This window comes from Actinokineospora terrae, from assembly GCF_900111175.1.
Taxonomy (GTDB): domain Bacteria; phylum Actinomycetota; class Actinomycetes; order Mycobacteriales; family Pseudonocardiaceae; genus Actinokineospora; species Actinokineospora terrae.
The window spans coordinates 35469-62206 of record NZ_FOGI01000021.1; the positions used below are offsets into that span (position 1 = coordinate 35469).

Here is a 26738-nt window from a genome sequence, read left to right on the forward strand (position 1 = left end):
TGCTATGTGCGGGCGGGCGCCACGCGTGGCTAGCGTCGGCCGGGATCGGATCTTGGCGATCCGGTGCCGAGGGAGGAGAACCATGCGAGTGCTGGTCACTGGGGCGACGGGCAGCGTCGGGCGGCACGTGGTGGCGGGGCTGCTAGCGGCCGGGGTGCACGTGCGGGTGGTGACCCGCCGTCCGGAGGCCGCGGAGTTCGCGAGCGGCGTGGAGGTGGTCAAGGGGGATCTGGACGCCCCCGAGGCGCTGGAGAGCGCGTTCGAAGGGGTCGACGGCCTGTACCTGTTCGTGGCGGGCAAGACGGCGAGCGTGCTCGACCAGGCCAAGAGGGCTGGTGTGACCCGGGTGGTGCTCTTGTCATCGATGTCGGTGGGGTTCGACGACGACCAGATCGGCGAGTCGCATCGGGTAGCGGAAGAGGCGGTCGAGGACTCCGGCCTGGAGTGGACTCATCTACGGCCGGGGATGTTCGCGTCGAACCTGCTGGAGTGGGCTTCCTCGATCCGCGCGGAGGGTGTCGTCCGGGAGCCGTACGGGTCCGCCGCGCAGACCGCGATCCACGAGGTCGACATCGCCGAGGTGGCAGTGGCGGCGCTGCTCACGGACCGGCACGTGGGTGCGGTGCTGGCACTGACCGGGCCGGAGGCGCAGACCAAGGTCGCGCAGACCGCGACGATCGGCGCGGCAATCTGCAAGGAGATCCGGTTCGAGGAGCTGGCGCCGGAGCAGTGGAAGGCCGACGTCGAGGACGAGGTGCCCGGATGGGTCGCGGACTGGCTGTTGGGGATCTGGGCAGGGGCTACCGAGGTCCCGGAGACGCCGACGTCGACTGTGGAGGATGTGCTGGGCAAGCCCGCGCGGACGTTGGCCGAGTGGGCGACCGACCACGCTGACGACTTCCGCTAGGCGATAGCGCAAACGACGAGGACGGCCGTTGTGGCTGCCTCGGCGTTCGCGCCGAAGACGTCTCCGGTGACCCCACCGAAGCGGCGGTGGAGGTGGTGGGTCAGCCCTACCACCACCGCCGCCGCTACGACGACTCCCGCGGGGCCGAGCAGCGGGACTCCGGGAACCACGAACACACCGGCCACGCAGAGCACGAACGTCCACACAATGGGTACCGCCACCGGCTGCGTTCCGGCTACCAGCGCGCCGAAGCCTTCTGGGCGCGCGGCAGGAACCCCTTGGCGGCAGCACCACGAGAAGGCCGCTCTGCCGACGGTAAGAGCGAGTACGACGGCGGGTAGTCGTTCGGACGCGCTCAGCGCCACCAGCGAAGCCGCCTGCACGCCGATGACGATGACCAGGGCAACGGCGGCGAACGCGCCAATCCCGCCGTCCTTCATCACCGCGAGTGCGCGCTCGGGTGGCCCGTAGCAACCAAGGCCATCGGCTGTGTCCGCGAGGCCGTCGAGATGCATGCCGCGGGTCAGGATCGCGATGGCACCTACGGCGAGAAGACCGGAGACGAGACCCGGTACGCCGATCTCCCGCAGACAGAACAAGAGCCCCGCGGTCACGAGGCCCAGTGCGAGGCCGACCACCGGCGCGGTGGCGATGGCCCACCTACGGGCATCCAGGTCTGTGCGCTGCGCGGGGACCGGTAGAACGGTGAGCCAGTGGAAGGACAACCGCAGGCCGTCTAGGGCGTTCATCAGCGCAACCTCAGCGGGATACCGGCTACGAGTAGAAGCACCTCGTCGCATTGTGCGGCTAGATCAGCGTTGAGCGCGCCCAACTCGTCCCGGAACAGGCGTCCCGCGCTGGTCGACGGCACGACGCCCAGGCCGACCTCGGCGGACACCAGCACCAGTCGCGTCCGGCACCCGGCGACGGCGGCGACCAGGTCGTCCCTGGCCGCCTTGGGGCGGTTCGCGCGGTCCCAGCCGGTGTCGTCGAGCGCCCCGGTGAGCCAGGTGGCGATGTCGTCGACCAGGACGGGCGGGTCGTCGGGGCGCGCGGCGCGCAGGAAGGCGGCGAGGGCGGCCGCCTCGGGGACCTCGGTGGTGCGCCAGTGCGCGGGCCTGCGGGCGACGTGCTCGGCGATGCGGGCCGACCACTCGGCGTCGCCGGGGTCGCGGCGCGCGGTGGCGAGGTAGTCGACCGGGGTGTCCCCGCCGAGCAGGCCCTCGGCGTGCGCGGACTTGCCGGAGCGGGTCCCGCCGAGCACCAGCGCCCGGCTCGGCTGGCTGTCCATGCCGCCATCCTGTCAGCCGTGGTCGGGACGGGTGCCGGGGCCCGGTTAGGGTCTTGGCATGGACGCGACGCGAGTGGAGATCATCGGGATCGGCGCGGGTGACCCCGACCACGTGACGGTCGCCGCGGTGGCCGCGATGAACCGGGCCGACGTGTTCTTCTTCCTCGACAAGCCCGACGCCGCCGGTGAGCTCTCGGACCTGCGGCAGGTGATCCTGGAGGCGCACGTCCCCGGCGGCCGCTACCGGCTCGCCCGGGTGCAGGACCCGCAGCGCGTGCGGACCGAGTCGGGGTACGGCGAGGCGGTCGCGGACTGGCGCAAGCGGCGGGCGGACGTGTGCGAGCAGCTGATGACCGATCACCTGGCGCCGGGTGAGGTCGGGGCGTTCCTCGTCTGGGGTGACCCTGCGCTCTACGACAGCATCATCTCGGTGGTCGACGACATCCGGGCACGCGGACGGTTGGAGTTCGAGGTGCGCGTGCACCCGGGGATCAGCAGCGTGTCCGCGCTCGCTGCTCGCTGCCGGACCACTCTCAACCAGGTCGGCGGCGCGGTGCAGGTGACTACCGGCAGGCGGTTGGAGCAGTCGTGGCCGGATGGCGTTGACGACGTCGTGGTGATGCTCGACGCAAGAGACGCCTACCTGGCTTACGCGGACGACCCGAGCATCCACATTCACTGGGGCGCTTATGTGGGAACGGCCGACGAGATCATCGTGTCGGGTCCGCTCTCCGAGGTGGCCGAGCAGATCAAGGACACGCGGGACAAGGCCAGGCAGGACAAGGGCTGGATCATGGACACCTACCTGCTGCGGCGCGACAGGTCCTCAGTGGACTAATTGGGCGTGGTGCAGTATCTCGCCGAACTGGTTGGCGTACTGCTTCGCGTAGGCCCAGTACGCGTCTTGGGCGAGCTCGATCACGGACGCCGCGTGTTCGGCGATCGGCCCTTCGCGCCGGTAGGCCAAGACGTGGCGCATCTCGACAGGGCTACCTGTCAGCGGTCGAACCGCGATGCCGTCACCGCCGCGGTAGACGGCTTGACAGGCTGTCACCGCGCGGTTGCCCGCGACGAGGTCACGGATGGATTCGGCGCTGGGAGAGGTGTACCGAACCCGTGGTGTGAACCCGGCGTGTTCGCAGGCCGCGTGGAAGCAGTCGGGCCACCCCGCGCCGTCCGATGGCGTCATCACCCACGTGCGGTCGGCGAGATCCGGTAGCGCTACCTCGCTGTGCCCAACCAACGGGTCGCACTCCGCGAGTGCCACGAAGATGGGTTCACGGGCGATGGTGACGCACTCGATGTCGGAGGTGGAGGAGAGTTCGTACCCCCGGTAGTCCACGGTGGCGATCGCGTCGAGCCTGCCCGCGGCGATGAGGTCCCACAGGAGTCGCGGCGAGTACTCCATGGTCAGGCGGACTTCCATGCCTGCGAGGGTCTCCCCCATCCGCTCTGCTAGCCCTACCGACACCGAGCCGACAGCGCCGCCAAGAGCGATCACGGGCGCGGTGGCGTCGAAGTAGCGCGCGGCCCCCATGTGCAGATCGGCGACGCTGTGCGTGATCGCCCGTGCGCGCGCGAGAACGAACTCGCCGACAGCGGTAGGCACAACGCCGCGCGGGCCGCGATCGAACAGGGACGCGCCGATCTCGGACTCGACGCGCCGGAGCCGAGCGGTGAGGGCGGGCTGCGACAACCGGAGCACTGTCGCGGCCTTGGTGAGGCTGCCGGTCTCGGCGATGACGCAGAGCGTCCGCAGGTGGCGCAGCTCCAGTTCCATCCGCCGAGCCTAGGTCGGCCGGTCGGCGCCGTTCAACAGATCACCGGCACTCATAAATCCGGGTTATGCAATCTGTGATTACCCGGCTGCTCGGTGTGCGCGCGATGGTTGGCGGGCTCTGCGCACCGTCCCCCCTGCGTGGTTCCCTGCCTGAACGGAGCATCATGCGCAAGAAGTCCCTGTTAGCCGCTGTGGCAGCGGCGGGAGTCGCCGCCGCTGTCGTGGTCGCGGTCCAGCCCGCCGCCACCGCGGCACCACCGGTCGCTCCCGCGGTGGCCGGCGTCGTCAAGGAGGTCTTCTCCCCCGACGGCAAGATCAGCCGGGCGCGCGTCCCCGCGCCTGTAGCCACTGCCGCCCCGCTCGCCGCGGTCAGCGCCGACGTGGTCACCATCCAGCAAGCGGGCCCGTCGAGCTCGAAGTTCGACCTCGTGTTCGTCGGCGACGGCTACACCTCCGCCCAGCTGACGACCTACCACCAGCACGTGCTCAACCGGTGGAACGAGCTGACCCAGGTCGAGCCGTTCAAGTCGATGAAGAGCTCGTTCAACGTGTGGCAGGTCAACGTGGTGTCCGCGCAGTCCGGTGTGGACAACGACCCGAGCAAGGGGGTGAGCCGCAGCACCGCGCTGGACATGTACTTCTGGTGCGGTGACATGGAGCGCCTGCTGTGCGTCAACGAGACCAAGGCCAAGCAGTACGCGGCGCTGGCCCCCGGCGCCGACCAGGTGCTCGCGGTGGCCAACAGCACGAAGTACGGCGGCGCGGGCGGCGGGGTCGCGACCTCGTCCGGCGGCAACGCCCAGTCCGGGCAGATCGTGGCGCACGAGTTGGGCCACTCCATCGGCGGGCTCGCCGACGAGTACGACTACCCGAACGACCTCTACACGGGCTCCGAGCCCCGCGAGGCCAACGTGTCCATCTACCCGAGCGCGACGATGACCCGCTACAAGGTCAAGTGGTACTCCTACATCGGCAAGGCCTCCCCCGACGGTGGCGTCATCGGCACCTACCAGGGCGGCTACTACTACAAGCGCGGTGTCTACCGGCCCACGGACAACTCGCTGATGCGGAGTCTGGGCAGGCAGTTCAACCTGATCGGGCTCGACATCATGAAGGCGGCCATCGCGCGCAAGGCGCCGGTCCGCTAGCTGTCACCGGTCGCGGGCCCCGGTCCGCGACCGGTCAGTCCCATTCCCAACGGATGCCGTGAACACCGGGCGGCGCGTCCGGCACAGCGATGTGAGTGGTCATGCTCGGGCCTAGAGGGAGCTCGGTGTCGTTGGAGCTAAGACCCGATGGGCTCTTGTAGTAGCGGTAGCACCGGACCGGTGGCTGATCGCGGTCGAACGAGACCTGGATCAGGAGTTGACGAGCCGGGGTCCGCAAACCGTACTGCGCGTAGTCGGTCGGTGGCGGAGGGCCGTCGTAGCCGATCTCGTAGGCGTAGACGTAGGTGTCACCCGCGCGGAGCGGGTAGTCGAAACGGAGTTCGACAGCGAGAAGCTCGCTCTCCGGGTCTGTGCGGACCCGCGCGGGGCTACAGCACTCGGTGGTGCGGAGTGTGGGGTGGTGGCCGTCGCCGTCCTGCGGGTGGAAGAAGCAGACCCAGCGGTCGACGCCGTTGACCCTGGCGGTGGCGACGACCTCGGTGCGGACCCGCTGCTCGGTGCGGTCGGCGCCGATGTGGACGTGCTGGTGCAGCGACATCAGGGCCAGCCGGGTGTTGCCCGCGAGGTCGATGCCGTCGCAGGACTCGATCGCGGCGGTGGTGAGGTCGAGCGCGCTGGCCAGGCCCGCGGCGGTGTCCTCGGCGACCCGGTGGCGGGTCGGGCTGATCAGGCGCTCCAGGGCGGTGCGCGGCAGGCCGAGGCTGTCCTCCAGGGCGCGCACGGCGCGCAGCGAGCGGTCGCCGTCCGGGCGGCGGCCGCCCCGGCGCCAGTAGCTCAGGGTCGCCTGGCTGACCGTGGCACCGCGCAGCGCGACGCGCCGCTGGACCGCCTCGAGGCTCAGGCCGCGGCGGCGGATCGCCAGGTCGAGCGCGCGGTCGAACGGTCCGGCGCGCAGGGCGGCGGCCAGCTCGGCCGACAGGTCCTCCCCGTCGTCGGTGGTCGGCGCGGCCATGGTCACAGTGCGTTCTCCAGAGGTGCGTCGGCAGGGGGTGAATCGGCAGGGTGTCCCCACAGCATGAGCGCACGACGGTGGAAGGCTCAAGTATCGAGCCAAGGAAGCAATACACCGAATTGGTCTCGGGCGACTAAGAGGACGGTGAGAGCACCGGCGATCGGTGCTCTCACCGCGCGTTCTAGCGGGTAGATGCCCGGCGGCGGGCCAGTGCGACGAGAGCCGTACCGCTCAGGAGCAGGAGAACGCCCAACCACGCAACAGACGGACGGTAGATCCCGGTAGCGGCAAGAGCAGGTGCCTTACCGCCCTGCGGCGCGGGCGAGACGCCATTGTTGTTGTCGCCGGGGTTGACGATCGGGTTGATCGCGGCCGTGGTGCTGGAGGTCGTAGGCGTCGTGCAGTCCACGATGGGCAGTGTGTTGTTCGCGCCCACCGCGCTCACCTTGGCATAGCTGATACCGACGATGCCCGGGATGGCGAGACTGGTAGCACTAACGGCGCCAGCGGCCTGTCCCTGCGAGGAGAAGATGGCACCGCGCACAGCCTCAACGGCCGTGCACCCTTGCTGGAGAGCGGTCAAGAACGCGACGGCCTTGTCGGCCTCGGCGGCCTTACCGCCCACGCGCAGCGCCTGCGCGGCCAGACCGGTGGACCCCGCGTTGTCCGAGGCGTCAGGGAGGTTCGTCTTGAACCCGCCCGCGGCGGACTGCTTGCCGACCAGCCAGGTCACCCCGGCGGTGGCGGCGTCGGTGCGCCCGACCGCGACCAGCGCCTGGATCGCGACCGCCGTGGCGTCCACATCCGACACGCACGGGGTGTCGAGCGCGGCGGGGAAACCACCGTCCTGGCACGCGCTCGCGACCAGGAAGTCGACCGCCTTCGCCGGTGCCCCACCGGCCCGCTCCAGCGCGAGCACGGCCAGCGCCTGGCTCAGGCCGTCGGACTGGTCGGGCTGGGCGGAGGCGTCGACGAACCGGCCGGACGGGGCCTGCAGCGCGCCGAGCGCGGTGACCAGGTCGACCTCGCCGAACGACTTCGGGTCCAGTCCGCGCGACTCGGCGACGAGCGCCAGCTTGGCCAGCGGCCCGGCGTAGGACTCGGCCGCGCCGTCGCCCACGTACTCGAGCACGGTGTCCGGCTCGGCGAGGAACGCGGCCGCCTTGGTCGCGGCGTCCGAGGCGACCCCGGCGGCGTCGAGGGCGAGGACCACGTCCGCGGTGCCGTCGAAGTCGGGGGTCGCCGGGGCGCTCTCGACGTGGTCACCGTCGACCAGTTGCCGGGCGAGCCAGCCCGCGGCCGTGTCGTCGGCCGTGGCACCCGTCTGGGCCGCCGCACCGAGCGGGGTGAACACGAGCGCGACAGCCGTGACGCCTGTCATGACAGCTGATCTGGGGCCAAGGCCCATGTCCTACGCCTCTCGCGCGGGAGGCCACAGCCGACCCGGCGCACCCGGGGAACCCGCGGACCTCGACGTGTGCGGAGCACGCCGCGCGCACGGGGATCCAGGTTCCACCGCACCGCGGGCAGCCGACCTCGCGGGCGGGCACCGGGCTCAGACCGGGCTTTCCCGTGTGGGCGCGGGTGCTCAACGCTTCGGATCATGCCCAACGGCAACTACGGACCGCAAGATCCGTTAGCGGTCACCGACGTCACCACCCGTACGGCCCAACGCGGCCGATTTCCCCTTAACACCAACGGGAAGCGCTAAGAGCAAAGTCAGCCGCTCGTGTGGGCGTCAGCGGCCGTTAGTTGAATCGTGATCGACCCGGTACTCACCGCTTGCACCGGATAGCGCAACCGAACGCTGCCATCAGGAGCAGTCAGTCCCTGCGTAGGACCAAGAGGGCGATGTCGTCGTCCTTGTTCTGACCGTAGGTGCCCAACAGCCTCTCGCAGATCGACTCGGGGTCCTCGTCGGCCCGCATCGACGCACGCAGGTGCTCCATGTCCGCGTCCAGAGCGGACGTACGGCGCTCGATGAGCCCATCGGTCATCAGGACTACGGTCGTGCCAGAGGGGATGTCCACCGTGGTCGCTGCCGGGCGCGGTGTCTTGACCCCGAGCAACGCACCGGGCAAGCGCAGGTAGCGCGCACTCGACGAGTCCACGATCAGCGGCGGGATATGACCGGCGTTCGCGATGGTTGCCTTGCCCGCCAACGGATCGAGCAACAGGACGCAGAGCGTCGTGAGGCCCTCGGGGTGGAACCGGCGGAGCATGGCGTTGAGGAGTTCGACGATCAGGTCGGGCGGGTGGCCCTCGATGGCGTAGGCGCGCAGGGCGTGGCGGACCTCGCCCATGACGCTGGCCGCCTCGATGGAATGCCCGGTCACGTCCCCGATCGCGACGAGCAGCCGGTCTCCCAGTTCCGCGACCTCGTAGAAGTCACCACCGACCTGGGCGACGGTGGAGGCAGGAACATAGCGCGCGGCCATGGTTACGCCAGCCGAGCGCGGTAGGCCGCTCGGCAACAGGCTCCGCTGCAACGCGAGCGCGATGTCATGTTCGTCGGTGAACGCACGCAGTCCTTCGGCGGCAACGGCTGTCGTTAGTCCTATCTGGACCAACAAGTCGCGTTCCTCTTGCGCCACTACGGCCTGCGTGGGCAACGCGACGCAGGTGACCGGATGGTCAGACCTGGTGCGCGCCAACACGGCGCAGTTAGCGCCATCCGGCAACGTTCGCAGGGCGGAGGTCGTGCGCTCAGGCAGGACCTCGTCGGCGAGACCGTCGAGCAGCCGCGTGTTCGACACGGTCACCGCGCTGCCCGAACCCTCGCTGCTCCCCCACAGTTCGGCCCCGTCGCGCAGCCTGAGCAGGACGGTCGCGGCGCTGTCGAGCACAGCGGCGGCGCCCTTCACGGCGGCGGTCACCAACGCCGGGAACGTGCGGGCCGCGTTGATCTCCAGGCTCGCGGCGGTCAGCAGGCTCAACCTGGCGGCCAGCCGTTCGGCCGCGACCCTGGCCCGGTAGTACCGCAGCGCGGCCTTCACCGTCGCCTGCAACTCGCCCGGGTCGACCGGCTCGCTCAGGTAGGCGTCCGCGCCCCTGGTGAGCCCGGCGGCGCGGTCGCTGGCCTCGATGTGGCTCGCGGACACGTGCACCACCGGCAGCGAGGCGGTCGCGGGGTCGCTCTTGATCGCCTCGCAGACCTCGAACCCGCTCATGTCCGGCAGGTTCACGTCCAGGATGACGAGGTCCACCTCGTTCGCGCGCAACGCGACGAGGGCACCTGCCCCCGTGTCAGCCTCGACGATCTCGTGGCCGCCCCGGCGCAGCCAGCCGCCGGTGACGTACCGGCTGGCCTCGGTGTCGTCGACGATCAGGATGCGCGCGGGCCGGTCGTCGTCGAACCCGGCGGTCACGGCCGGGGCTCCGCGACGGCGGCCAACGCGCGGCGGATGCCGTCGCGGATCGACTCGGTGGTCAGCTGCGAGGTGCGCAGCACCACCAGGCCGATGTCCCGGTCGCGGTGCTCGGCCGACTGCACGGCGAGCACCGGGGTGCCCGCCAGCCTCGGGTCCCGGCGCAGCCCGTCCAGGCAGTCCTCGGCGTGCGGGGCGGCCAGGTCGAGCACCAGCAGCCCGGGCGGCTCGGCGGCGGCCATCAGCACCGCCCCGGCGCCGTCCGCGGTCTGCCGGACGGCGTCGACGAGCGGGTCCATCGCGGTGCTCAGCCGCACACGCAGGGTGTCGTCCGCGGTGACCAGCAGCACCGAGCGGGGTCTGGCCGGGGCCTCGGCCGCGAAGACGGGGAGTCGCACGGTGACAATCGTGCCCTGACCAGGCGTGCTCCGCAGATCGAGTGACCCGCCCAGCACCTCGGCGACGCCGCGGGCGTAGGGCAGGCCGAGCCCGGTGCCCGCAGCGCGCGCCTGCAGCGGGCCGGGCACCTGGTGGAACTCCTCGAAGACCTTGTCCACGTGGTCGGCCGGGATGCCGATCCCGGTATCGGCGACGGTGAACACCCAGTGGTCGCCGTCGGTGGTCGCGGTGACCCGCACCTCACCGCGTTCGGTGAACTTGAGCCCGTTGGACACCAGGTTGCGCAGGATGTGCAGCAGGAGCGTGTCGTCGGTGCGCGGGGCTGGCGCGTCGGGCAGGTCGTCGAGCACCAGCCGGACCGCGCCGTCGCGGGTGTCGGGCGCGAAGCTGTCGCGCAGGTGCGCGAACAGCAGCCGCATGTCCACGTCGGACACCCGGGGTTCCAACCGGCCCGACTCGGCCTTCGCCACGTCCAGAAGGTCGTTGACCAGGGTGAGCAGGCCGCTGCCCGAGGTGCCGATCAGCTCCAACTGCCTGCGCTGGTCCTCGGTGAGCGGGTCGGCGCCGGGTCCGAGCAGCAGCCGGGTGAGGCCGACGATCGAGTTGACCGGCGTTCGGACCTCGTGGCTGACGTTGGACCAGAACCGGTTCTTGGCCTCACTGGACCTCTTGAGCTCGTTGGTCTTCTCGTCCAACTCGGCATAGAGGGCCACAACGCCGCGGTTGGTGTCGTCGAGCTCTTCGGTCAGTTCCGCATAGAGGGCGACAACACCGCGGTTGGTCTCTTCCAGCTCCGCGTTGAGTTGCAGCAGTTCTTCTTGCTTGCGTTCCAGGCTGTCGAGCGTCTGCAGCAGGTCCTCGTTCTGGGCGCGCAGCTCGTCGGACGCGTTGCCCGGCTGGAGGCCCGCCAGGTCCGCACGCAGCCGCTCCCCCGCGATCGTGTCCGGGAACGCCGTCGCCGCTGGCAGCGCCTTGCGCACCGTGACGTGGACCTTGCCCCGCCGGTGCTCGACGGTGACCTCGTCGAGCAGGCGTTCCGCGGTGGACCATCCCGGCTCGGACACCGGCGCGCTCGACAGGCTCGTGCCGAGCTGCACCACCAGTGAGGCCAGTGGGTCCTGACGTAGCTCGAAGGCAACCGTCAGAGAGGCCTGACCGACGAGCAGCAGCCTGCCGAGGTCGCTGAGCGCGGTCGCGATCCGGATCTGGTCTTGTGTGTCGAGGCCGATCGCGCGCGCCACCTCGCGGCCGCGCTGCCGGAGCAGGAACACGCCCTGCTCGCCGGCGAGGGACAGCGTCAACAGCTCGACGCCGCTCATCGGCCTCCCGCCTTGGCCACCACCACTGACGCGTCGTCACGGCGGCCGCCTGCTTCGCGGAGCAGGTCCAGCGCGATGACCAGTGGGTCCGCGGTCCAGCGTTCGAGCGGGTCCACGGTCCAGCGTTCGTTGATCCCGTCCGAGTGCAGGACCACCACGGCGTCGTCGGGCAGTTCGTAGTCGAACCGCCGGATCGTCCGCGCCTGGTAGCCCGCGATGCCCGGCAGGGACACCATGCCGCGTTTGCGCTCGGTCACCACTGTGCCCGCGATGTTGCCCACTCCCGCGTAGCGCACCACGCCTGCCGATGGGTCCAAGTCCGCGACGGCGACCGCGCCGCCTCTAGTGCCGCTCATCCCACCGTGCAGCAGGCGGACGGCATCTTCTGACGTGGTCCAGTCGATGTCCAGGAAGGTTCGCACCGCTGCTTGTGACGCCAAGGCCGCGAGTGGTCCGTGACCAGAGCCATCGCAGAGCATCAACAGCAGCCGGTTGTCCTGCCTGCGGATGGCGTACCCGTCTCCGCAGATCTCCTCGCCACCCATAGGTCGCGTGACGCCCACGGCGGTGTCGAAGCCAACAGGTGTGGGGCGGCGGCTCTGCTCCGGTCCGAACCTAGCGGTGAGGATCGTGCCTCTCCCCACCGAGGAACGGATCGCGTAAGCGTCCGACAGGCGCGAGATAGCGCCGAGTCCGATGCCCAGCGTGCCGGTGGTGGAATGGCCGTCCTGGAAGGCCAGCCCGGGGTCGGCCATCCCCGGTCCGCGGTCGATCGAGGCGATCTCCACCTCGGCCCGGTCCGCGGTGCGCAGCACGCGCAGCAGCAGCACACCCTGCTCGGCGTGCTTGGCGAGGTTGGTCGCCAGCTCGGTCACCGCGAGCGCGACCTCGGCGACCCTGGTCGGCGCGAACGCCAACCGCTCGGCGAGGCCGGTCACCTCGCGTCGGGCAGCCCCGACGGCGCTGAGTTCGTCGACGGGCAGCCAGCCGACGTCCTCGGCGGTGGGCAGGTGGTCGGTGGGCGGTGTCCCACTCACCGCGACCACTTGACCACGGTCACCGTCGTGCCGCGGCCCACCTCGGTGTCGAGGTCGAACTCGTCGACGAGCCTGCGCGCGCCGCTGAGCCCGAGGCCCATGCCGCGGCCGCTGGTCCAGCCGTCGGTCAGCGCGAGGGCGGTGTCGGGGATGCCGGGACCGGAGTCCTGGAAGCTGGCCCGCACCCCCTGCCGCCTGCCCTCGCCGAGCAGTTCGACCACGGCCGCCCCGCCGCCGCCGTAGGTCAGGGTGTTGCGCGCGAGCTCGCTGGTCGCCGTCACCAGCTTCGTCTGGTCCACGAGGGACAGCTTCGCCCGCTGCGCGAAGGACCGCACGATCTGGCGCACCCGGACGACGTCCTCGTCGGCCGCGATGGGGATGTCCTCCCGCGCCGCGGTCACCGCGGTGCTCGCTCGCCCAGTTCGGCGAGGATGGCCAGGCCCTTCTCCAGGTCGAGCGCGGTGCGCACCTCACCCAGGGTGAGGCCGAGCTCCACCAGCGTGATGGCCACCGCGGGCCGCATGCCGACCACGACGGTGTGCGCGTCGAACAGCCGGGAGGTGGCGGCGATGGTGGCGAACATCCGGCCGATGAACGAGTCGACGATGTCGACGGCGGAGATGTCCAGGACCACCCCGTGCGCGCCGGTCGCGGTGATCTTCTCGGCCAGGTCCTCCTGCAGCGCGAGCACGTCGCGGTCCTGCAGGTCGACCTGGATGGAGGCGAGCAGCACATCGCCGATCTTGAGGATCGGGATGCGTTCCACCGCGCTCACCGGCGCCGCTCGGCCGCGGTGAACTCGACCCCGGAGCGGCGCAGCGCGTGCCGCAGCGCGTCGGCGAGGGAGGACTTCGTGGTGATGTCGCCGAACTCGATGCCGAGCGCGACGATGGTCTGCGCGATGTGCGGGCGGATGCCGGAGATGGTGCACTCGGCGCCCATCAGCCTGGCCGCCATCACGGTCTTGAGCAGGTGCTGGGCGACCTGGGTGTCGACGGCGAGCACCCCGGTGATGTCGATGATGGCGTGCGCGGCGCCGGTGGTGACCAGCGCCTCCAGCAGCTTCTCCATCACGACCTGGGTGCGGGCGGAGTCCAGGGTGCCCACCAGCGGCACCGCGAGCACGCCGTCCCACAGCTTGACCACCGGTGTGGTCAGCTCGAGCAGCTGCTCGGCCTGCTCGTCGATGACCTCCTCGCGGGCCTTGGCGTAGCTCTCGAAGGTCTGCAGCCCGAACGCGTCGAGCAGCCGGGAGAACGCCACGACCTCGCGCAGCCCGCCCTCGACCGCGTCGTTGTCGATCAACTCGAACACGGCCTGCTTGAGCGCGTAGACGGTGACTGCGGTCTCCGAGGGCGAGAACCCGGTCCTGGCGCGGCGCCGGGACATGTCCGTCAGCAGCGCCCGCAGCTCGGCGTACGGCTCGGCGGCGACGTCGCGGCTGCCGCTGTCCACCCCGGCGAGCAGGGCGTTGTAGAGCTCGGCCAGCTCGCGCTCGAGCTCCGCGGTGGTCAACCGGCCCCTGAGCGTGGCAGCGGCGACCTCGACCCACCGCGCGGTCAGTGCCGCGGTGTTGGTCCGCAGCAGGTCCGCGAGGTTGTCCGAGCGCCCGGTGTCGATCGTCATCCTGCCTCCTAGTCGAGCCGACCGGCGGAGCTTAGCGCCGAGGGCGGAAGGGTGTTCGCGTTCGGGGCCGCGTAGTGACAGCGCTATCCGCCTGGATGTCCGAACCGCGCGGGAACCGGTGAGCGGGCTGCTGGCTCAACCTCGGCTCCGGAACATGAGAAGCCTAACCCCGTCGTGTGACGGGTTCCGCTACCGGGTAGTCCGCCAGCATGGACCTCGACGCCCTGCGCGCGTTTCTCGCCGACCGGCTCGCCGAAGACGAGCGGCGGGCCGCCTCCGGTGGCATCCCCCTCCTGGAGGAGGCGGAACGCCTCGGACGGCTGCACGTCCTGCGCACCGACGACGGCACGGGGTTGCTGCTGGCGCCGGTCGCGGCCGCCGGGCAGCCGGTGCCGTTCGAAGAGAAGGCGCCGTTGCTGCGCGCGGAGATCGCCGTGGCCGACGAGGACACGTTGCGCCTGCTCGCGACCGCTTATGACGCCCACCACGGTTGGCAGGAGGAGTGGCGCGCGCAGCAGTAGGTTTCGCCTGGCGACGTGGCGGTGAAACCTCCACCATGGACGCTGGAGTGGATCACTGTGCGAGCGCGGCCTACCCCGGCCCGGTGCGGAGGCGTTGATGGTGCCGGACGCGGTAGTCATCGGCAGCGGGCCCAATGGGCTGGTCGCGGCGAATGTCCTGGCTGACGCCGGGTGGTCGGTACTGGTCCTGGAGGCGGCCGCGACGCCAGGTGGGGCTGTGCGAACCGCGGAGTTGACCGTGCCGGGGTTCCGTCACGACCTCTACAGCGCGTTCCACCCTCTTGCCGCAGCGTCACCGGCTATAGCCGATCTCGGTCTTGAGCGGTTCGGGCTGCGATGGTGTCACGCGCCCGGCGTTCTGGCGCATGTGTTTCCGGACGACCGTGCGGTGTTGCTCTCGCGCGATGTCGAGCGGACCGCGGAGTCTGTCGGTTCGTTCGCGGCGGGGGACGCCGCGGCGTGGCGGGCCGAGTACGCCCGATATCTCGATGTACGAGACGACGTCTTGCGCGCTTTGCTGCGCCCGTTCCCCCCAGTCCGGGCTGGGCTAGGCCTGTTGACGACTCTAGGAGTGGGCAACGCCCTACGGGCCGCACGCGCCGCGACGATGCCGGCGCGGCGGTATGGCGAGGAGCGGTTTGCCGGGGAGGGCGCGCGGATCCTCTTGGAGGGCAACGCGATGCACACCGACCTAGGCCCGAACCAGGCCGGTAGCGCGGTGTTCGGCTGGCTGCTCGCGATGTTGGGTCAAGATGTGGGGTTCCCGGCGCCAGAGGGCGGGGCGGGCTCTCTTACTGACGCGCTGGTGCGGCGGCTGGAGTCCCTCGGCGGTCGGATCGAGTGTTCGCGATCGGTGAGCCGAGTGCTGGTAGCGCAAGGGAAGGCCGTGGGGGTTGTCGCGGGCGGAGACCACATACGGGCCGCTAAAGCCGTGCTGGCGGATGTCCCCGCGCCTGTGCTGTATCGCGACCTGCTCGACGAGGCCGTTGTCCCTACGTCGTTGCTGTCGGACATAGCGCGCTTCGACTGGGACGACGCCACGATCAAGCTCGACTGGGCGCTGTCCGGCCCGATCCCCTGGCGGTCCGCCGAGGCCGCCGCGGCCGGGACCGTCCACCTGGGAGTCGACGCGGATGGCCTGGTGCGGGTCGACGCGGATCTCGGCAGCGGCCGGATCCCGACCACCCCGTTCCTGCTGCTCGGCCAGATGACCACGACCGACCCGAGCCGCTCCCCCGCGGGCACGGAGTCGGCCTGGCTCTACAGCCACATCCCCCGCGGCGGGCACTGGCCGGTCGAGCGGCTGGCCGAGTGGGCGGACGGGGTCGAGGAGATCATCGCGCGGCACGCCCCCGGCTTCCGCGACCTGGTCCTGGGGCGGGTGGTCTCCGGACCGGCCGACCTCCAGCGCGGCAACCCCAGCCTGGTGGGCGGCGCCATCAACTCCGGGACCGCCGGGATCCACCAGCAGCTCGTCTTCCGGCCGTCGCCCGGCCTGGCGAGGGCCGACACGGTCGTCCAGCGCCTGTTCCTGGCCAGTGCCTCAGCCCACCCCGGGGGCGGCGTCCACGGTGCCCCCGGGGCCAACGCGGCGAGGGCGGCCCTGGCGAGCAACTCCTGGTACGGCCCCGCCTACCGGCCCGTCATGCGTGGTCTCCACCGAACCCTCCACCCGCCCGGGTGACGAGCACCGAGCGGGCGTTGGCGACGATCCGCAGGGCCGCCGGGACGAGACGCTCGGGCTTGAGCTGAGCGGCGACCTTGCTGAACGGGGTCTCCGGCGCGACCTCGGCACGTCCTGCCATGAGGTCTTGGTAGGCGCGGGCAGGGTGTGACTCCGGGCCTAGAGCAGTCACCGTCAGGCCGGTGCCGCGGAGTTCTTCGCGTAAGGCCGCCGCGTAGGTGCTGACGAATGCCCTCGCTGCCTTGTGGACCGGCTGGTTGGCGGTACCGGACGAGGTGAACAACAGACGGCCGTAAGCGCGGTCGATCATCGCCGGGAGTAAGCGATCGGTCAGGTGGACCGTCGCGCGGACCGTGGAGTCGGTTACTGCCAACTGATGCTCCTGGGTCGTGGCGTTGATGGCTACAGCCGCAGGTACACCTATGCGCGCAACGAGAGCGTCGACGCTGTCCGGGATGCCGAGGTCTAGCTGGAAGGCATCGGCCGGGGCGTCCAGATCGGCGGCAAAGGCATGAACCGCGGGGTCGTCAGCGACAAGGACGACGTGGAAGTCGCGCGCCGCGAACTGGCCAGCGACTTCCCGGCCGATGTCGGAGGTAGCGCCGGTGACGAGGGCTAGAGGGGGCTGGGCACTTCTCATGTGGTGACCTCGATAAGGAGTCAGGGCTTCGCGGCCAGGTCGGAGAGTCTGCTCAACGTCTCTCGGTTGCGCGGGACAAGAACCGCGTTGACGAGCACGCGGGGAGTCAAGGCAAGTGGCCCGCGACGAGGGTGTTCGGTCATGGTGACGGTGGTGCTGTCGCCTTGTTCCAGGAGCTCCAGTCGGACGTGGGCGGTGCCCGCGGGCCAGACCCTGGCCTCAAGGTCGATGCTGCGGCCGGGGTCCACCGCCACGACCTCGGTGACGTCCTGGATGACCAGCGGCCAGAGTCCGACGCTGTGGTGGATCCTGGTCCCCGGCTCCGGCCAGCCGGGGTCGACGCTCCTGATGTGGGACGCGCCGACGACCCAGGTGGCGTAGGTCCAGCCGTCGGCGATCACGTCCCAGACGCGGGCAGCCGTGGTGGGGACTTCGACGCGCACTTGGGCCATGCCCGGGATCTACCCGCGGATCGCCGGGTACAACCGCGGGCCGGGGATTGCGGCGGCCCGCCCGGGTCACCCTGTGCTGCCGTCGTCACCCGATAGTGGCTGGTCAGCGAGCGCTGGTGGGCGGGCCGGGTCATCATCGGGGCTTCGCGGTGTCCACGACCGCGCAGTACGTGCCCCGAGTGCAAGGAGGAGCGGATGGCCGTGTCACAGCTGGCCGCCGTCGACATCGGAGCGGGGTTCTCCGACGCCTGGCGGATGGTCATCACGTTCGTGCCGAGACTGGTCGGGTTCGCGCTCGTCCTCGGCATCGGGTACCTGGTGGCGAGGTTCGCCGCCAAGGTCGTCGGCAAGGTGCTGGCCAGGATCGGGTTCGAGCGGGTCGTCGAGCGCGGCGGGATCCGGCGGATGCTGGCGCGGTCGCGGTTCGAGGCCACGGACATCATCGCCAAGCTGGTGTTCTCCGCGATCATGCTGGTCACGCTGCAGGTCGCGTTCGGCGTGTGGGGTGCCAACCCGGTCTCGGCGCTGCTGAGCGACATCGTGGCCTGGCTGCCCAAGGCGGCCGTCGCGCTGCTCATCGTGGTCGTGGCCGCGGCCATCGCCCGCGGCGTGCGCGACTTCATCACCGCCGTGCTGGGCGGCCTGTCCTATGGCAAGGCGCTGGCCACCGCGGCGTCGGTGTTCATCGTGGCGCTGGGCATCATCGCGGCCCTCAACCAGGTCGGAATCGCCACCACGGTGACGATGCCGGTGCTCATCACCGTGCTGGCCACCGCGGGTGGCATCGCGATCGTCGGTGTCGGCGGTGGCCTGGTCAAGCCCATGCAGCGGCGCTGGGAGGGGTGGCTGGACCGCGCGGAGCACGAGATCCCGAAGATGCGCGAGCACATGGAGGCCCACCCGATGGTTCGCGAACCGGCGCGCGCGGGGGCTCCCGCGTGGAGTGCCGAGGGCATGAACCAGCAGGCCATGCACCAGCCGGGTATGAACCAGCAGCAGATGGGCCAATCGGGCATGCACCAGACCGGCTCGTACCCGGCGATGCCGCCCCAGGGAAGTCCTTACGGTGGTCAGATGGGTGGCCCGGGCCCGATGCCCGCGCCGCCGCAGCACCCTTACGGCCAGATCCCGCCTTACGGACAAGCACCACCGTCCCGCTGACAAGCCAAGAGGGCGCCACCCACGCGGGTGGCGCCCTCTTTGTTGCTGCGCCCCATAGGACTAGCTCGCCACTGGCTCCAGGATGACGCGTTGGGTGCGTCGGCCAGTGCCCACGGTCCACGCCCAGCCCGCGAGTACCGCTGCCCGGTTGCGCCAACCGACGAGGAAAGCCAGGTGCACGACAGCCCAGGCCACCTTGCCGATCAGGCCTCGAAGGTGCAGGCCGCGAACGTCGGCGACAGCGTCACCGGCGGAGATGGTGGCCATGGTCCCGAGGTCCAGGTAGCGGAAGGGCGTGATCTTCTCCCCGGTGAGCCTGGCGCGGATGGCCTTGGCAACGTACTTGCCCTGTTGGAGAGCTGTTTCCGCGACGCCGGGCAGGTCGTTGTGGTTGGCGGTGTCACCGATGACGAAGACCTCGGGATGGCCGGGCACCGTGCAATCCTCTTGGACTACCAGGCGCCCCTTCTTGTCCGTCTCCACGCCGGCCGACGCGGCGAGCTTCCCGGTAAGAGGGGCGGCACGGACACCTGCGGCCCACACGACGGTGGCGGCGTCGAGCCGTTCAGTCGGGCCGCCGTCCGATGGGGCGTAGACGATTCCTTGGTCATCGACGTCCTGGACCTTCATGCCCAGTCTTACGTCTACGCCTAGCTCGCGCAGTTTGCGTTCGGTGTGGTCGCGCAGGGACTCGGTATAAGGGGGCAGGACGGAGTCGAGAGCGTCGAGTAGGACAACGCGGACATCGTCCAGGTTCAGCTCGGGGTACTGGCCGCGCAGCGTGCGTCGCCTCATGGCCGCGATCTGACCGGCCAACTCGACCCCGGTAGGGCCAGCGCCGACGATCGCGAACGTCATCTCGCGGCGCCGCGTGGCCTCGTCTGTGGCTATGGCCGCGCGCTCGAACGCGCGCAAGATGCGTCCCCGCAGGTTCACGGCGTCATCGAGGGTCTTCATCGGTGGTGCCCACTGGCGCCAACCGTCGTTGCCGAAGTAGCTGTCCGTGCTGCCTACCGCGACGACGAGCGAGTCGTAGCCGAGCTTGCGGATAGAGCCATCGGCTTGGATGACGTCAACGATGCGGTTGCCCGCGTCTACGTCGGTAGCCTCACCGAGGATGACTCTGTAGTTCTCGCCGAGCACTTCGCGCAGCGCGGGCGCTATGTCGCCAGGTGGCAGGATCGCGGTCGCCACCTGGTAGAGCAAGGGTTGGAACAAGTGGTGGTTGACCCGGTCGACGACAACGACTTCCGTGTCCGCGCGGCGCAAACCCCGGGCGGCGTTCAGGCCCCCGAAACCCGCGCCGACGACAACAACACGGTGCCGCGCACCCGGCCGGTCGATGATCGCAGTCATATCCCAGGCGTACCTCGGAGCGGGATCGGGAAACCTCGCTCACACGGGGTGAACGCCTGATCGCGCGAATGGCCGGTGTCCCCGCGCGGGGACACCGGCCATCGGCTGTAGTACCGGTCAGACGCGGAAGCGGGTGACCACGTTGTTGAGCTCGCCCGCCATGGTGGCCAGGGAGTCGGCGGTCTCGCGGGACGCGCTCACCGTGTCGCTGGTCGAGGACGCGGCCTCGGCGACGTCGGTCACGGTCTGGGCGATCGCGTCGGCACCGGCGGCCGCCTCGGAGACGCTGCGGCTCATCTCGCTGGTGGTGGCGGTCTGCTCCTCCACCGCGGAGGCGATGGTGGTCTGGTAGTCGCTGATCCGGTGGATGATCTGCGAGATCCGCTCGATCGCGCCGACCGCCGACGAGGTCTCGCCCTGGATGGTCTGCACCCGGGTGGCGATGTTCTCGGTGGCCCGCGCCGTCTCCTGGGCCAGGTCCTTGACCTCGCTGGCGACCACGGCGAAGCCCTTGCCCGCGTCACCGGCCCGAGCGGCCTCGATGGTGGCGTTGAGGGCGAGCAGGTTGGTCTGCTCGGCGATGCTGGTGATGACCTTGACGATGTTGCCGATCTCGGTCGAGGACTCGCCCAGCTTGCCGACGATCTCGGTGGTCTCCTGCGCGGAGGCCACCGCGTCCGAGGCGACCCTGGCCGCGTCGGAGGCGTTCGAGGCGATCTCGCGGATCGACGCGCCCATCTCCTCCGAGGCCGTGGCCAGCGTCTGGACGTGCAGCGAGACGTCCTGCGCGGCCTGGCGGACGGCACCGGCGCGGTCGGCGGTCTGCGCGGCACCCCTGGCGAGGATGTCACCGGCGGTGGCCATGTCCCGGGAGGACCCGGTCAGCGCCGCGGCGTTGGACCCGATGGTCCGCACGGTGTCGAGCATGCTGTCGGTCGCCCGGTTCAGCGCCGACGCCATCTGCCCGACCTCGTCGCGGCTGGACACGTCGGCCCGGCGGGTCAGGTCCCCGTCGCCCACGGCCTCCAGCACGGCGGTGACCCGCTGCAGCGGCGCGGTGACCGCGCGGGCCACCAGCCACGCCAGCAGCAGACCCAGCAGCAGGCCGATGCCCGCGCCGCTCAGGATCCACGCGTTGGTCCGGTCACCGGTGGCGGCGACGTCCGCGGCGGCCTCGGCGGCGGCGTTGGCCTGCGCGGTGGTCAGGGCGTCGAGCTGCTTGTCGAGCTCGGCGGTCAGCTGGTCGGACTTGTTGTAGCCGTCCCAGAAGGCGTTCAGGTTGTTGCTGTCGGCGGCAGGCAGGATCTCCTGGTCGCGGACGGTCAGGTAGCTCTTCCAGGTGTTGCGCAGCGCGGTGAGAGTGGCCGAGTCAGCGGTCTCGGTGGCGTAAGAGGTGAAGGTCGACTCGATCTCCGCGTCCAGCGCGACCATGGACTGCTTGTTCTTCGGCCGCCACTCGGCGTCGGACATGTAGTAGTTCAACATGAAGTTGCGGTCGGTCAGGATGTCGGCCCGCACCTTCGCCAAGGTCTGGGTGGCGTGCACCCCGCGGTCGTACACCGCCCGCGCCCCGTCGGTCAGCTGTCCAGTCCCCGTCAGGCTCAACCCCACCACGGCCGCGAAGGCCACGAGGACCACCGCCACCGCGCTGAAGATCTTCACCGCCACCGGGAGGTCCTTGAACCCGCCCAGCACACCGCCCCGCCGCCCTGCAGCCATCAGCCGACCCTTCGTCTCGTCACCGCTCCAGCCACACATCGGCCGGGTGGCCCGGGACCTGAGGGTCGGGTTCGAACGGGTGCGCGATTCCGGGCACGGTTCGAGGGGGGTGGCGCTCGCCACCCCCGGACATGCCGGGGGCGGCGAGCCGTCGTTCACCCGTCCGGGTCAGGGGCCCGCGATCTCCCGGACCCGGGACAGCGGCTGGCCGCCCGAGCACGTCGTCTGGTTGCGGACCGTGAGGGAGCCGGAGTCGGTCAGCGCGAAGGAGAACACGCAGCCCTGCCGGTCCACCCCGGCCGCGGGCTGTCCCACGTGCACGGCGCCGAGGTCGGTCCACGCTCCCGGGTAGCCGCCGTCCGGGTCGGACTGGCGGGTGGTGCTCAGGCCGCCGGTCCCGTTGGTGCTGAACACGAGGATGCGGGAGTCGGCGATCGGCGTCGAGTCCGACCAACTGCCCGGGGCGTCCGCGGCGGCGACCTCGCCGACGCCGCCCTGGCCACCGATCTGCTCGCCGACCGCGCTCCAGGTGTTGTCCGCGTGTTGCCAGGTGTGACCGACCAGACCCGCGAAGTCGTCGGTCGCGGTGGTGGCCAGCCGGTAGAACACGTCGAGGCGACCGTCCTTGTTGTGCACGGCCACCGGCGGGCCGGCCGGTTCGTAGCCCGCCAGGTACGGCTCCTGGGTGAACGCCCCCGTCGTGTGGGTGCCCGCGTCGTACGGGGCGTGCCAGTGCCGGATGTGGCCAACGCCGTCCTCGATGGCGTAGGCGAACACGTTCACCCCGCCCTCGCGGTCGACCTGAACCGCGACCGGGTCTTGTGCGCCCGAGCCCTGGATGTCGTCCCAGGTGGTGCCGAACCCGGAACTCGGGGCCTGCTGGGTGTTGACGCTGACCCCGCCGCCACCGTTCTTCACCGCGACCCGCAGCAGGCCGTCGAAGCCCGTCGCGACCACCGGGGCACCCACCTGGAACGCGTCGTCGGAACCCGCGTTCGGGTTGCCCAGCGACACCCAGGTGGTCGAGAAGCCCGCGTCCACGGCGGTCTGCCAGGTCGACACGATCTCGTTGGTGTCGGCCCGGCGGGCGAACACCTGCAGGCGCCGGTCGGCGTTGCGGCCCACCGACACCCCGGGCAGCAGCGGCCACGGCGTCGGCAGCACCTCACCGCGGTTGATCGCGCCACTCGCGCGCTGGTACCAGGTGACCAGCTTGCCGCCTTCGACCGCGAACGCCTGCAACCGGCCGTCGTTGTTCTGCCCGACCCAGGTAGTGCCGGTCGAGTCGCGGTGGTAGAGCCGTTGTGTCCACGACAGGTAGGCGCCTGTGGGTGTCGGGTCCGCGAAACCGTCCCAGGCAGCGTAAGCGGAGAACGTGGCGCCCTTGTCGGTACGGAGGGGGCCGGGCAGGTTGGTTGGCGCGTCCGAGATGTTGTAGTCCCGGTAGTGGAAGAGCTGCGCGGACGGCTGCGTCGCGTTGTAGATCCCTGCGGCCTCGGTCGCGAACCGCGCGGTCATCACGTGGTCGTCGTGGTCGCCCTGGTAGCGCGGATCCGGGTGGGGGTCCTGCGTGCGGATCACCGTGGCGTGCAGCCGGGTGAACAGCCCGGAGAGCACCTGCGTCAGCCGCGCGTGGTCATAGGTGTAGCGCTGGTTCGTGTTGCCCCACGGCACCAGCGTGTTGGCGGTGCGGTCGTTCTGCCACAGGTGCACGAGACTCGCCCCGTCCAGGCCCGCGACGTCCGGGTTGCTGTCGGCGTTCTCCGGCAGGTTGAGGAACAGCAACTGCACGGTGGGGCGCGGTACGAGCGTTCGGCGCTCCACCCGGACGTTGCCCGCTGTGGTGAGGATGGTCACGCGGTCGGCGGACCAGGTGTCGGCCACCCCGGCCATGTTCGCCCAGGCGGCCATCGCGCCGCGCTGGCGGCAATACGCGTAGGCCTCGCGGACGAGTTCGTGGTCTCGGCAGCCCGACGCGTCCGGCAGGTCGCCCGGGTCGCCCGGTGCCAACCAGGCCTCGCCCGCGGTGACGAAGATGTTGGTGACCGCCCGGCCCGCGCGAATCGTGTTCCGCAGGTCCGGATCGATGAACAGGATGTCGTCGTCCTGGTGCGCGACGACGCTGACCACTACCGGTGTGGGTCCGGCGGCCTGGGCCGCGGGCGCTAACGCCACCAGTGCGATGGTCGCGCCGACAAGCGCAATTGCCTTGCGTGGCATGACACTCCCCGACTTCTCCGTTGTCGAAGCGGGTTCCCGACGATCATGGCAGCTTCGTCGCGGAAGAGAACGACCAAGCACGACAGCCGGAAGGAGTACCTACGCGCGTACCACGGCGAGCAAGTAATCGACCTCACCGCGCTGTTGGTGCGCCTGCGAGCGGGCGGTGGCGAACGGAGTCCGAGGGCGCGAACCACCGGATCCCTTGGCGCACCGCGACTTCAGCCATTGGTTGAACCATTGTCGGGCAGCGGACATCCGGCGTGAACGGACGGACGGGTGCCGATCCCGACTGCCCCACCTGGACACCCGGACGCGGTTGTGCCCCAGGGCTCCGCCGAGCTTGTCGACGGTCACCCGGTCGTGCGCGCCGAATCGGACAAGGGAAGGCGCGCCACCCCGGGGGAGGGAGGGTGGCGCGCCTGGTTTGGGACTACTTGGCGGTGGCTCGGGCCGCGGTGGTGATGACGCGGGTCACCTCGTCCGGGTGGGAGAGCATGGGGACGTGGGAGCTGTCGAGCTCGACGGTCTTGGAGTTGGCGCGCTTGGCCTCGAAGCGCTCCAGGTCTGGGGAGATCGCGCGGTCCTGCTTGGCGACGACGGCCCATGACGGGATGGTGCGCCAGGCCGCGGCGGGGGCGGCGTCGGCGAACAGGGTGGCGTTGATGGGGCGCTGGGAGGCGGCCAGCAGGGCCGAGGTCGACGGGGAGAGGTCCGCGGTGAAGACGTGGCGGAACTTGGTGGGGTCGATGTAGAGGTCGACGCCCGTGGAGTGCGGGAGCTGCTTGAGGGCGGGGACCAGTTCGGAACCGGGGAAGCGGCCCGCGAGCTCACCGAGGACCTCGCCGGTGTCCGGGACGAACGCCGCCACGTACACGAGGGCCTTGACCTGCGGCGACGACGCGGCGGCGGTGCTGATCACGGCGCCGCCGTAGGAGTGACCGACCAGCACGACCGGGCCGGGGATGGACTTGATCACGGCCGCGACGTAGTCCGCGTCCTGGGTCAGGCCGCGCAGCGGGTTCGCGGGGACGACCACCGGGTAGCCCTGGCGCTGCAACCGGGAAGCGGTCTCCGCCCAGCTCGACGCGTCCGCGAACGCGCCGTGGACCAGGACGACCGTGGGCTTGGGGTGGTGCGACTCCTCGGTCGCCGTCCCCGCGGAGCCGGTGGACGCGGCGGTGGTGAGCAGGGCGCCGGTGGCGGCGAGGACGAGCAGGGCGGTGCGCAGGCGGCGCATCGGGGAGCTCCTTCGGGTCAGGGGGGTCACGCGCTGAGGAAGGCGAGGAGGTCGGCGTTGAACTCCTGCTCGTAGGTGCCGACCAGGCCGTGCGGGGCGCCGGGGTAGATCTTGAGGGTGGCGCCGGGGACGAGCAGGGCGGACTTCCTGGCGGCGTTGTCGACCGGGACGATCTGGTCGTCGTCGCCGTGGGCGATGAGCGTAGGAACGTCGATGCGCCTGAGGTCCTCGGTGAAGTCGGTCTCGGAGAACTGCTTCACGCACTCGTAGGCCTGGTGCAGCCCGGCCTGCAGGCTCCACAGCCAGAACGCCCGCCGCACGCCCTCGGACTCGGCGGCGCCCTCGCGGTTGAAGCCGTAGAACGGGGCGCTGAGGTCCCAGTAGAACTGCGACCGGTCGGCGGCCACCCCGGCGCGGATGCCGTCGAACGCCTCGATCGGCACGCCGTCGGGGTTGGCCTCGGTGCGCAGCATCCGCGGCGGCACGGCCCCGAGCAGCACGACCTTCGCGACCCGGCCCGTGCCGTGGCGACCCAGGTAGCGGGCCACCTCGCCGCCGCCGGTCGAGTGGCCGACGAGCACGGCGTCGCGCAGGTCGAGCGCCTCGATGAGCTGGGCGAGGTCGTCGGCGTAGGTGTCCATGTCGTTGCCGTGCCAGGTCTGCGCGGACCGGCCGTGACCGCGGCGGTCGTGCGCGACGGCGCGGTACCCGTGCTGGGCGACGAGCCGGGCCTGGCCGTCCCAGGCGTCGGCGTTGAGCGGCCAGCCGTGGCTGAACACGACCGGCTGACCGGTGCCCCAGTCCTTGTAGAACAGGTCGGTGCCGTCGGCGGTGGTGAAGGTGCTCACGCGGCACCCCCGGTAGCGGCGAAGCGGCGGACGAACTCGAGCGCGGTGTCGGCGACGTCGCGCCAGCCGCTGTCGATGATCAGCGAGTGGCCGCGGCCGGGGATCTCGACGATCTCGGTGACCCCCTCGTTGGCCTTCTGCCGCTTGTACTCGGCGTTGGCCATCGCCCACGGCACGGTGTTGTCCTTCTCGCCCGACACGATCAGCAGCGGGCCGCGCTCGGGGTTCTCGTTGTCGACCTTGACCTCGGTCCACGGGTTGAGGTTCGCCGTCGCGGCCTGGAACAGCGGTGCGCCTGGCGCGGGAACGGCGTAGGTCTCGAACAGGTGCCTGGCCTCGTCCTCGTCCACCGCGTTGGCGAAGGCGAACCGGAACTGGTCGAAGGTCAGCGGCACCGCGCGGTGCCGGTTCGCCGGGTTGTGCAACACCGGCGCCGCCGCCCGCAACGCCGAGATCGGCAACGGCAACACCCCCCGGAACGGCGCCGGGTCAATGGCCACCGATGCGACCGACAACCCGCGCCCAGCCAGGATCTGCGTGATCAGCCCCCCAAACGAGTGACCGACGACGGCGGGCTTGCGCTCCAACCGCCCCACCAACCCGGCAACATGATCAGCGATCTGCCCGACGGTCTTGTTCGCGAACACCTCAGGATGCGCGTTGGCCTCCGCGACGGTCTCAGGGTCATCCGGCCAGGAAGCGGTAACCGCGGTGTACCCGGCTGCCTCGAACAGTTCAGCCCACCGGTCCCAGCTACTGGGCAGCAACCAGAGCCCGTGAACAAAGACAACGGGAGTCAGCCCAGAGGCGTTAGCCCGCTCAACCTGCTCGGTGTCATGTGCGTTGGTCATGCCCTAGAGCCTGTCGACACCCCCCAGGTCCCCGCATCAGTCACACGACTGCATGTCCCCTACCCGCCCTTCACAGACGACGGTCCTCGACATGCCCTTAAACAACGTTGGCCCCCACCCGGCCCTCACAGACGTTGGCCCCAACGTGCCCCTCCCAGGCGTTGGCCGAACAACGCTCCTCGGAGTCGCTGGTGCCAA

Annotated in this window: 25 protein-coding genes; 6 read left to right on the forward strand and 19 right to left on the reverse strand. The window is 70.5% G+C overall.

Annotated features, from left to right (window positions below):
- Positions 1 to 82: 82 nt before the first annotated feature.
- A complete protein-coding gene (locus BMY07_RS32290; protein ID WP_092786945.1) occupies positions 83 to 907 on the forward strand; it encodes an NAD(P)H-binding protein in 825 nt (274 codons plus the stop codon).
- Here the strand turns inward: BMY07_RS32290 and cobS are convergent.
- Positions 904 to 1656 carry an adenosylcobinamide-GDP ribazoletransferase gene (cobS, locus tag BMY07_RS32295; protein WP_092786947.1) on the reverse strand — a complete coding sequence of 251 codons (753 nt, stop codon included), beginning with the start codon at positions 1654 to 1656 and terminating at the stop codon, positions 904 to 906. The two genes, BMY07_RS32290 and cobS, sit on opposite strands and share 4 nt — an antisense overlap.
- Positions 1656 to 2198, reverse strand: coding sequence for a bifunctional adenosylcobinamide kinase/adenosylcobinamide-phosphate guanylyltransferase (cobU, locus tag BMY07_RS32300; RefSeq protein WP_092786949.1), 543 nt, complete (start codon positions 2196 to 2198; stop codon positions 1656 to 1658). The genes cobS and cobU overlap by 1 nt, the downstream gene beginning before the upstream one ends.
- A 58-nt stretch (positions 2199 to 2256) precedes the next feature.
- Between cobU and cobF the strand changes: the two genes are divergently transcribed.
- Positions 2257 to 3036: a precorrin-6A synthase (deacetylating) gene (gene cobF / locus BMY07_RS32305; RefSeq protein WP_092786951.1), complete on the forward strand. Its 780-nt coding sequence runs from the start codon at positions 2257 to 2259 to the stop codon at positions 3034 to 3036.
- Here cobF and BMY07_RS32310 read toward each other — a convergent pair.
- Positions 3025 to 3978, reverse strand: coding sequence for a LysR family transcriptional regulator (locus BMY07_RS32310; RefSeq protein ID WP_092786953.1), 954 nt, complete (start codon positions 3976 to 3978; stop codon positions 3025 to 3027). The genes cobF and BMY07_RS32310 overlap by 12 nt on opposite strands.
- Positions 3979 to 4142: 164 nt before the next feature.
- On the opposite strand from BMY07_RS32310, the gene BMY07_RS32315 reads away from it, so the two are divergent.
- Entirely contained in the window at positions 4143 to 5126 is a 984-nt protein-coding gene (locus tag BMY07_RS32315; protein WP_092786955.1) for a M64 family metallopeptidase, read from the forward strand.
- A gap of 34 nt (positions 5127 to 5160) precedes the next feature.
- Here BMY07_RS32315 and BMY07_RS32320 read toward each other — a convergent pair whose 3' ends face one another.
- The 8 genes from BMY07_RS32320 to BMY07_RS32355 all read right to left on the reverse strand — a co-directional run bounded on the left by BMY07_RS32320 (position 5161) and on the right by BMY07_RS32355 (position 13848).
- Positions 5161 to 6099: a helix-turn-helix domain-containing protein gene (locus tag BMY07_RS32320; RefSeq protein ID WP_143073750.1), complete on the reverse strand. Its 939-nt coding sequence runs from the start codon at positions 6097 to 6099 to the stop codon at positions 5161 to 5163.
- Between the two features lie 181 nt (positions 6100 to 6280).
- Positions 6281 to 7480 (reverse strand): prenyltransferase/squalene oxidase repeat-containing protein, encoded by a 1200-nt coding sequence (locus BMY07_RS32325; protein WP_092786959.1) that lies wholly within the window; start codon positions 7478 to 7480, stop codon positions 6281 to 6283.
- Between the two features lie 442 nt (positions 7481 to 7922).
- Positions 7923 to 9467: a SpoIIE family protein phosphatase gene (locus BMY07_RS32330; protein WP_092786961.1), complete on the reverse strand. Its 1545-nt coding sequence runs from the start codon at positions 9465 to 9467 to the stop codon at positions 7923 to 7925.
- Positions 9464 to 11185 (reverse strand): ATP-binding protein, encoded by a 1722-nt coding sequence (locus tag BMY07_RS32335; RefSeq protein ID WP_092786963.1) that lies wholly within the window; start codon positions 11183 to 11185, stop codon positions 9464 to 9466. Before BMY07_RS32335 ends, BMY07_RS32330 begins: the two co-directional genes overlap by 4 nt.
- Positions 11182 to 12222 carry an ATP-binding SpoIIE family protein phosphatase gene (locus BMY07_RS32340; RefSeq protein WP_092786990.1) on the reverse strand — a complete coding sequence of 347 codons (1041 nt, stop codon included), beginning with the start codon at positions 12220 to 12222 and terminating at the stop codon, positions 11182 to 11184. Before BMY07_RS32340 ends, BMY07_RS32335 begins: the two co-directional genes overlap by 4 nt.
- The gene (locus tag BMY07_RS32345; protein ID WP_092786965.1) at positions 12219 to 12623 is read right to left on the reverse strand and encodes an anti-sigma regulatory factor; all 405 of its coding nucleotides are present in this window, start codon (positions 12621 to 12623) and stop codon (positions 12219 to 12221) included. The genes BMY07_RS32340 and BMY07_RS32345 overlap by 4 nt, the downstream gene beginning before the upstream one ends.
- The gene (locus BMY07_RS32350) at positions 12620 to 12988 is read right to left on the reverse strand and encodes an STAS domain-containing protein (protein ID WP_092786992.1); all 369 of its coding nucleotides are present in this window, start codon (positions 12986 to 12988) and stop codon (positions 12620 to 12622) included. Before BMY07_RS32350 ends, BMY07_RS32345 begins: the two co-directional genes overlap by 4 nt.
- 5 nt (positions 12989 to 12993) lie before the next feature.
- The gene (locus BMY07_RS32355; RefSeq protein ID WP_092786967.1) at positions 12994 to 13848 is read right to left on the reverse strand and encodes an STAS domain-containing protein; all 855 of its coding nucleotides are present in this window, start codon (positions 13846 to 13848) and stop codon (positions 12994 to 12996) included.
- A gap of 209 nt (positions 13849 to 14057) precedes the next feature.
- Here BMY07_RS32355 and BMY07_RS32360 point away from each other — a divergent pair, with 209 nt between their 5' ends.
- Positions 14058 to 14369 carry a DUF6221 family protein gene (locus BMY07_RS32360; protein WP_092786969.1) on the forward strand — a complete coding sequence of 104 codons (312 nt, stop codon included), beginning with the start codon at positions 14058 to 14060 and terminating at the stop codon, positions 14367 to 14369.
- 97 nt (positions 14370 to 14466) lie between these two features.
- Complete coding sequence (locus BMY07_RS32365) at positions 14467 to 16053, forward strand: phytoene desaturase family protein (RefSeq protein ID WP_092786971.1); 1587 nt, start codon at positions 14467 to 14469, stop codon at positions 16051 to 16053.
- Here the strand turns inward: BMY07_RS32365 and BMY07_RS32370 are convergent.
- Both BMY07_RS32370 and BMY07_RS32375 read right to left on the reverse strand, forming a co-directional pair.
- A complete protein-coding gene (locus tag BMY07_RS32370; RefSeq protein ID WP_092786972.1) occupies positions 16013 to 16693 on the reverse strand; it encodes an SDR family NAD(P)-dependent oxidoreductase in 681 nt (226 codons plus the stop codon). The genes BMY07_RS32365 and BMY07_RS32370 overlap by 41 nt on opposite strands.
- A 20-nt stretch (positions 16694 to 16713) precedes the next feature.
- Positions 16714 to 17145, reverse strand: coding sequence for an SRPBCC family protein (locus BMY07_RS32375; RefSeq protein WP_092786974.1), 432 nt, complete (start codon positions 17143 to 17145; stop codon positions 16714 to 16716).
- 195 nt (positions 17146 to 17340) lie between these two features.
- Here BMY07_RS32375 and BMY07_RS32380 point away from each other — a divergent pair, with 195 nt between their 5' ends.
- A complete protein-coding gene (locus BMY07_RS32380) occupies positions 17341 to 18306 on the forward strand; it encodes a mechanosensitive ion channel family protein (protein ID WP_092786976.1) in 966 nt (321 codons plus the stop codon).
- A 60-nt stretch (positions 18307 to 18366) separates the two neighbouring features.
- On the opposite strand, the gene BMY07_RS32385 is transcribed toward BMY07_RS32380, so the two are convergent.
- From BMY07_RS32385 to BMY07_RS32410, 6 genes are all read right to left on the reverse strand, one after another.
- Positions 18367 to 19662, reverse strand: a complete 1296-nt coding sequence (locus BMY07_RS32385; RefSeq protein ID WP_092786978.1) for an NAD(P)/FAD-dependent oxidoreductase — start codon at positions 19660 to 19662, stop codon at positions 18367 to 18369.
- A gap of 117 nt (positions 19663 to 19779) precedes the next feature.
- Positions 19780 to 21381 carry a methyl-accepting chemotaxis protein gene (locus BMY07_RS32390; protein ID WP_092786980.1) on the reverse strand — a complete coding sequence of 534 codons (1602 nt, stop codon included), beginning with the start codon at positions 21379 to 21381 and terminating at the stop codon, positions 19780 to 19782.
- A gap of 168 nt (positions 21382 to 21549) precedes the next feature.
- A complete protein-coding gene (locus tag BMY07_RS32395) occupies positions 21550 to 23601 on the reverse strand; it encodes a DUF8189 domain-containing protein (protein WP_092786982.1) in 2052 nt (683 codons plus the stop codon).
- A 433-nt stretch (positions 23602 to 24034) separates the two neighbouring features.
- Positions 24035 to 24841, reverse strand: coding sequence for an alpha/beta fold hydrolase (locus BMY07_RS32400; RefSeq protein WP_092786984.1), 807 nt, complete (start codon positions 24839 to 24841; stop codon positions 24035 to 24037).
- A 26-nt stretch (positions 24842 to 24867) separates the two neighbouring features.
- The gene (locus tag BMY07_RS32405; protein ID WP_092786986.1) at positions 24868 to 25689 is read right to left on the reverse strand and encodes an alpha/beta fold hydrolase; all 822 of its coding nucleotides are present in this window, start codon (positions 25687 to 25689) and stop codon (positions 24868 to 24870) included.
- Positions 25686 to 26540 (reverse strand): alpha/beta hydrolase, encoded by an 855-nt coding sequence (locus BMY07_RS32410; protein ID WP_092786988.1) that lies wholly within the window; start codon positions 26538 to 26540, stop codon positions 25686 to 25688. Before BMY07_RS32410 ends, BMY07_RS32405 begins: the two co-directional genes overlap by 4 nt.
- Positions 26541 to 26738 lie beyond the last annotated feature (198 nt).

Coding starts and splice junctions, on each gene's coding strand:
- BMY07_RS32290 (WP_092786945.1), top strand. CDS start 83: ATGCGAGTGCTGGTCACTGGGGCGACGGGCAGCGTCGGGCGGCACGTG.
- cobS (WP_092786947.1), bottom strand. CDS start 1,656: ATGAACGCCCTAGACGGCCTGCGGTTGTCCTTCCACTGGCTCACCGTT.
- cobU (WP_092786949.1), bottom strand. CDS start 2,198: ATGGACAGCCAGCCGAGCCGGGCGCTGGTGCTCGGCGGGACCCGCTCC.
- cobF (WP_092786951.1), top strand. CDS start 2,257: ATGGACGCGACGCGAGTGGAGATCATCGGGATCGGCGCGGGTGACCCC.
- BMY07_RS32310 (WP_092786953.1), bottom strand. CDS start 3,978: ATGGAACTGGAGCTGCGCCACCTGCGGACGCTCTGCGTCATCGCCGAG.
- BMY07_RS32315 (WP_092786955.1), top strand. CDS start 4,143: ATGCGCAAGAAGTCCCTGTTAGCCGCTGTGGCAGCGGCGGGAGTCGCC.
- BMY07_RS32320 (WP_143073750.1), bottom strand. CDS start 6,099: ATGGCCGCGCCGACCACCGACGACGGGGAGGACCTGTCGGCCGAGCTG.
- BMY07_RS32325 (WP_092786959.1), bottom strand. CDS start 7,480: ATGACAGGCGTCACGGCTGTCGCGCTCGTGTTCACCCCGCTCGGTGCG.
- BMY07_RS32335 (WP_092786963.1), bottom strand. CDS start 11,185: ATGAGCGGCGTCGAGCTGTTGACGCTGTCCCTCGCCGGCGAGCAGGGC.
- BMY07_RS32355 (WP_092786967.1), bottom strand. CDS start 13,848: ATGACGATCGACACCGGGCGCTCGGACAACCTCGCGGACCTGCTGCGG.
- BMY07_RS32360 (WP_092786969.1), top strand. CDS start 14,058: ATGGACCTCGACGCCCTGCGCGCGTTTCTCGCCGACCGGCTCGCCGAA.
- BMY07_RS32365 (WP_092786971.1), top strand. CDS start 14,467: ATGGTGCCGGACGCGGTAGTCATCGGCAGCGGGCCCAATGGGCTGGTC.
- BMY07_RS32370 (WP_092786972.1), bottom strand. CDS start 16,693: ATGAGAAGTGCCCAGCCCCCTCTAGCCCTCGTCACCGGCGCTACCTCC.
- BMY07_RS32375 (WP_092786974.1), bottom strand. CDS start 17,145: ATGGCCCAAGTGCGCGTCGAAGTCCCCACCACGGCTGCCCGCGTCTGG.
- BMY07_RS32380 (WP_092786976.1), top strand. CDS start 17,341: ATGGCCGTGTCACAGCTGGCCGCCGTCGACATCGGAGCGGGGTTCTCC.
- BMY07_RS32385 (WP_092786978.1), bottom strand. CDS start 19,662: ATGACTGCGATCATCGACCGGCCGGGTGCGCGGCACCGTGTTGTTGTC.
- BMY07_RS32390 (WP_092786980.1), bottom strand. CDS start 21,381: ATGGCTGCAGGGCGGCGGGGCGGTGTGCTGGGCGGGTTCAAGGACCTC.
- BMY07_RS32395 (WP_092786982.1), bottom strand. CDS start 23,601: ATGCCACGCAAGGCAATTGCGCTTGTCGGCGCGACCATCGCACTGGTG.
- BMY07_RS32400 (WP_092786984.1), bottom strand. CDS start 24,841: ATGCGCCGCCTGCGCACCGCCCTGCTCGTCCTCGCCGCCACCGGCGCC.
- BMY07_RS32410 (WP_092786988.1), bottom strand. CDS start 26,540: ATGACCAACGCACATGACACCGAGCAGGTTGAGCGGGCTAACGCCTCT.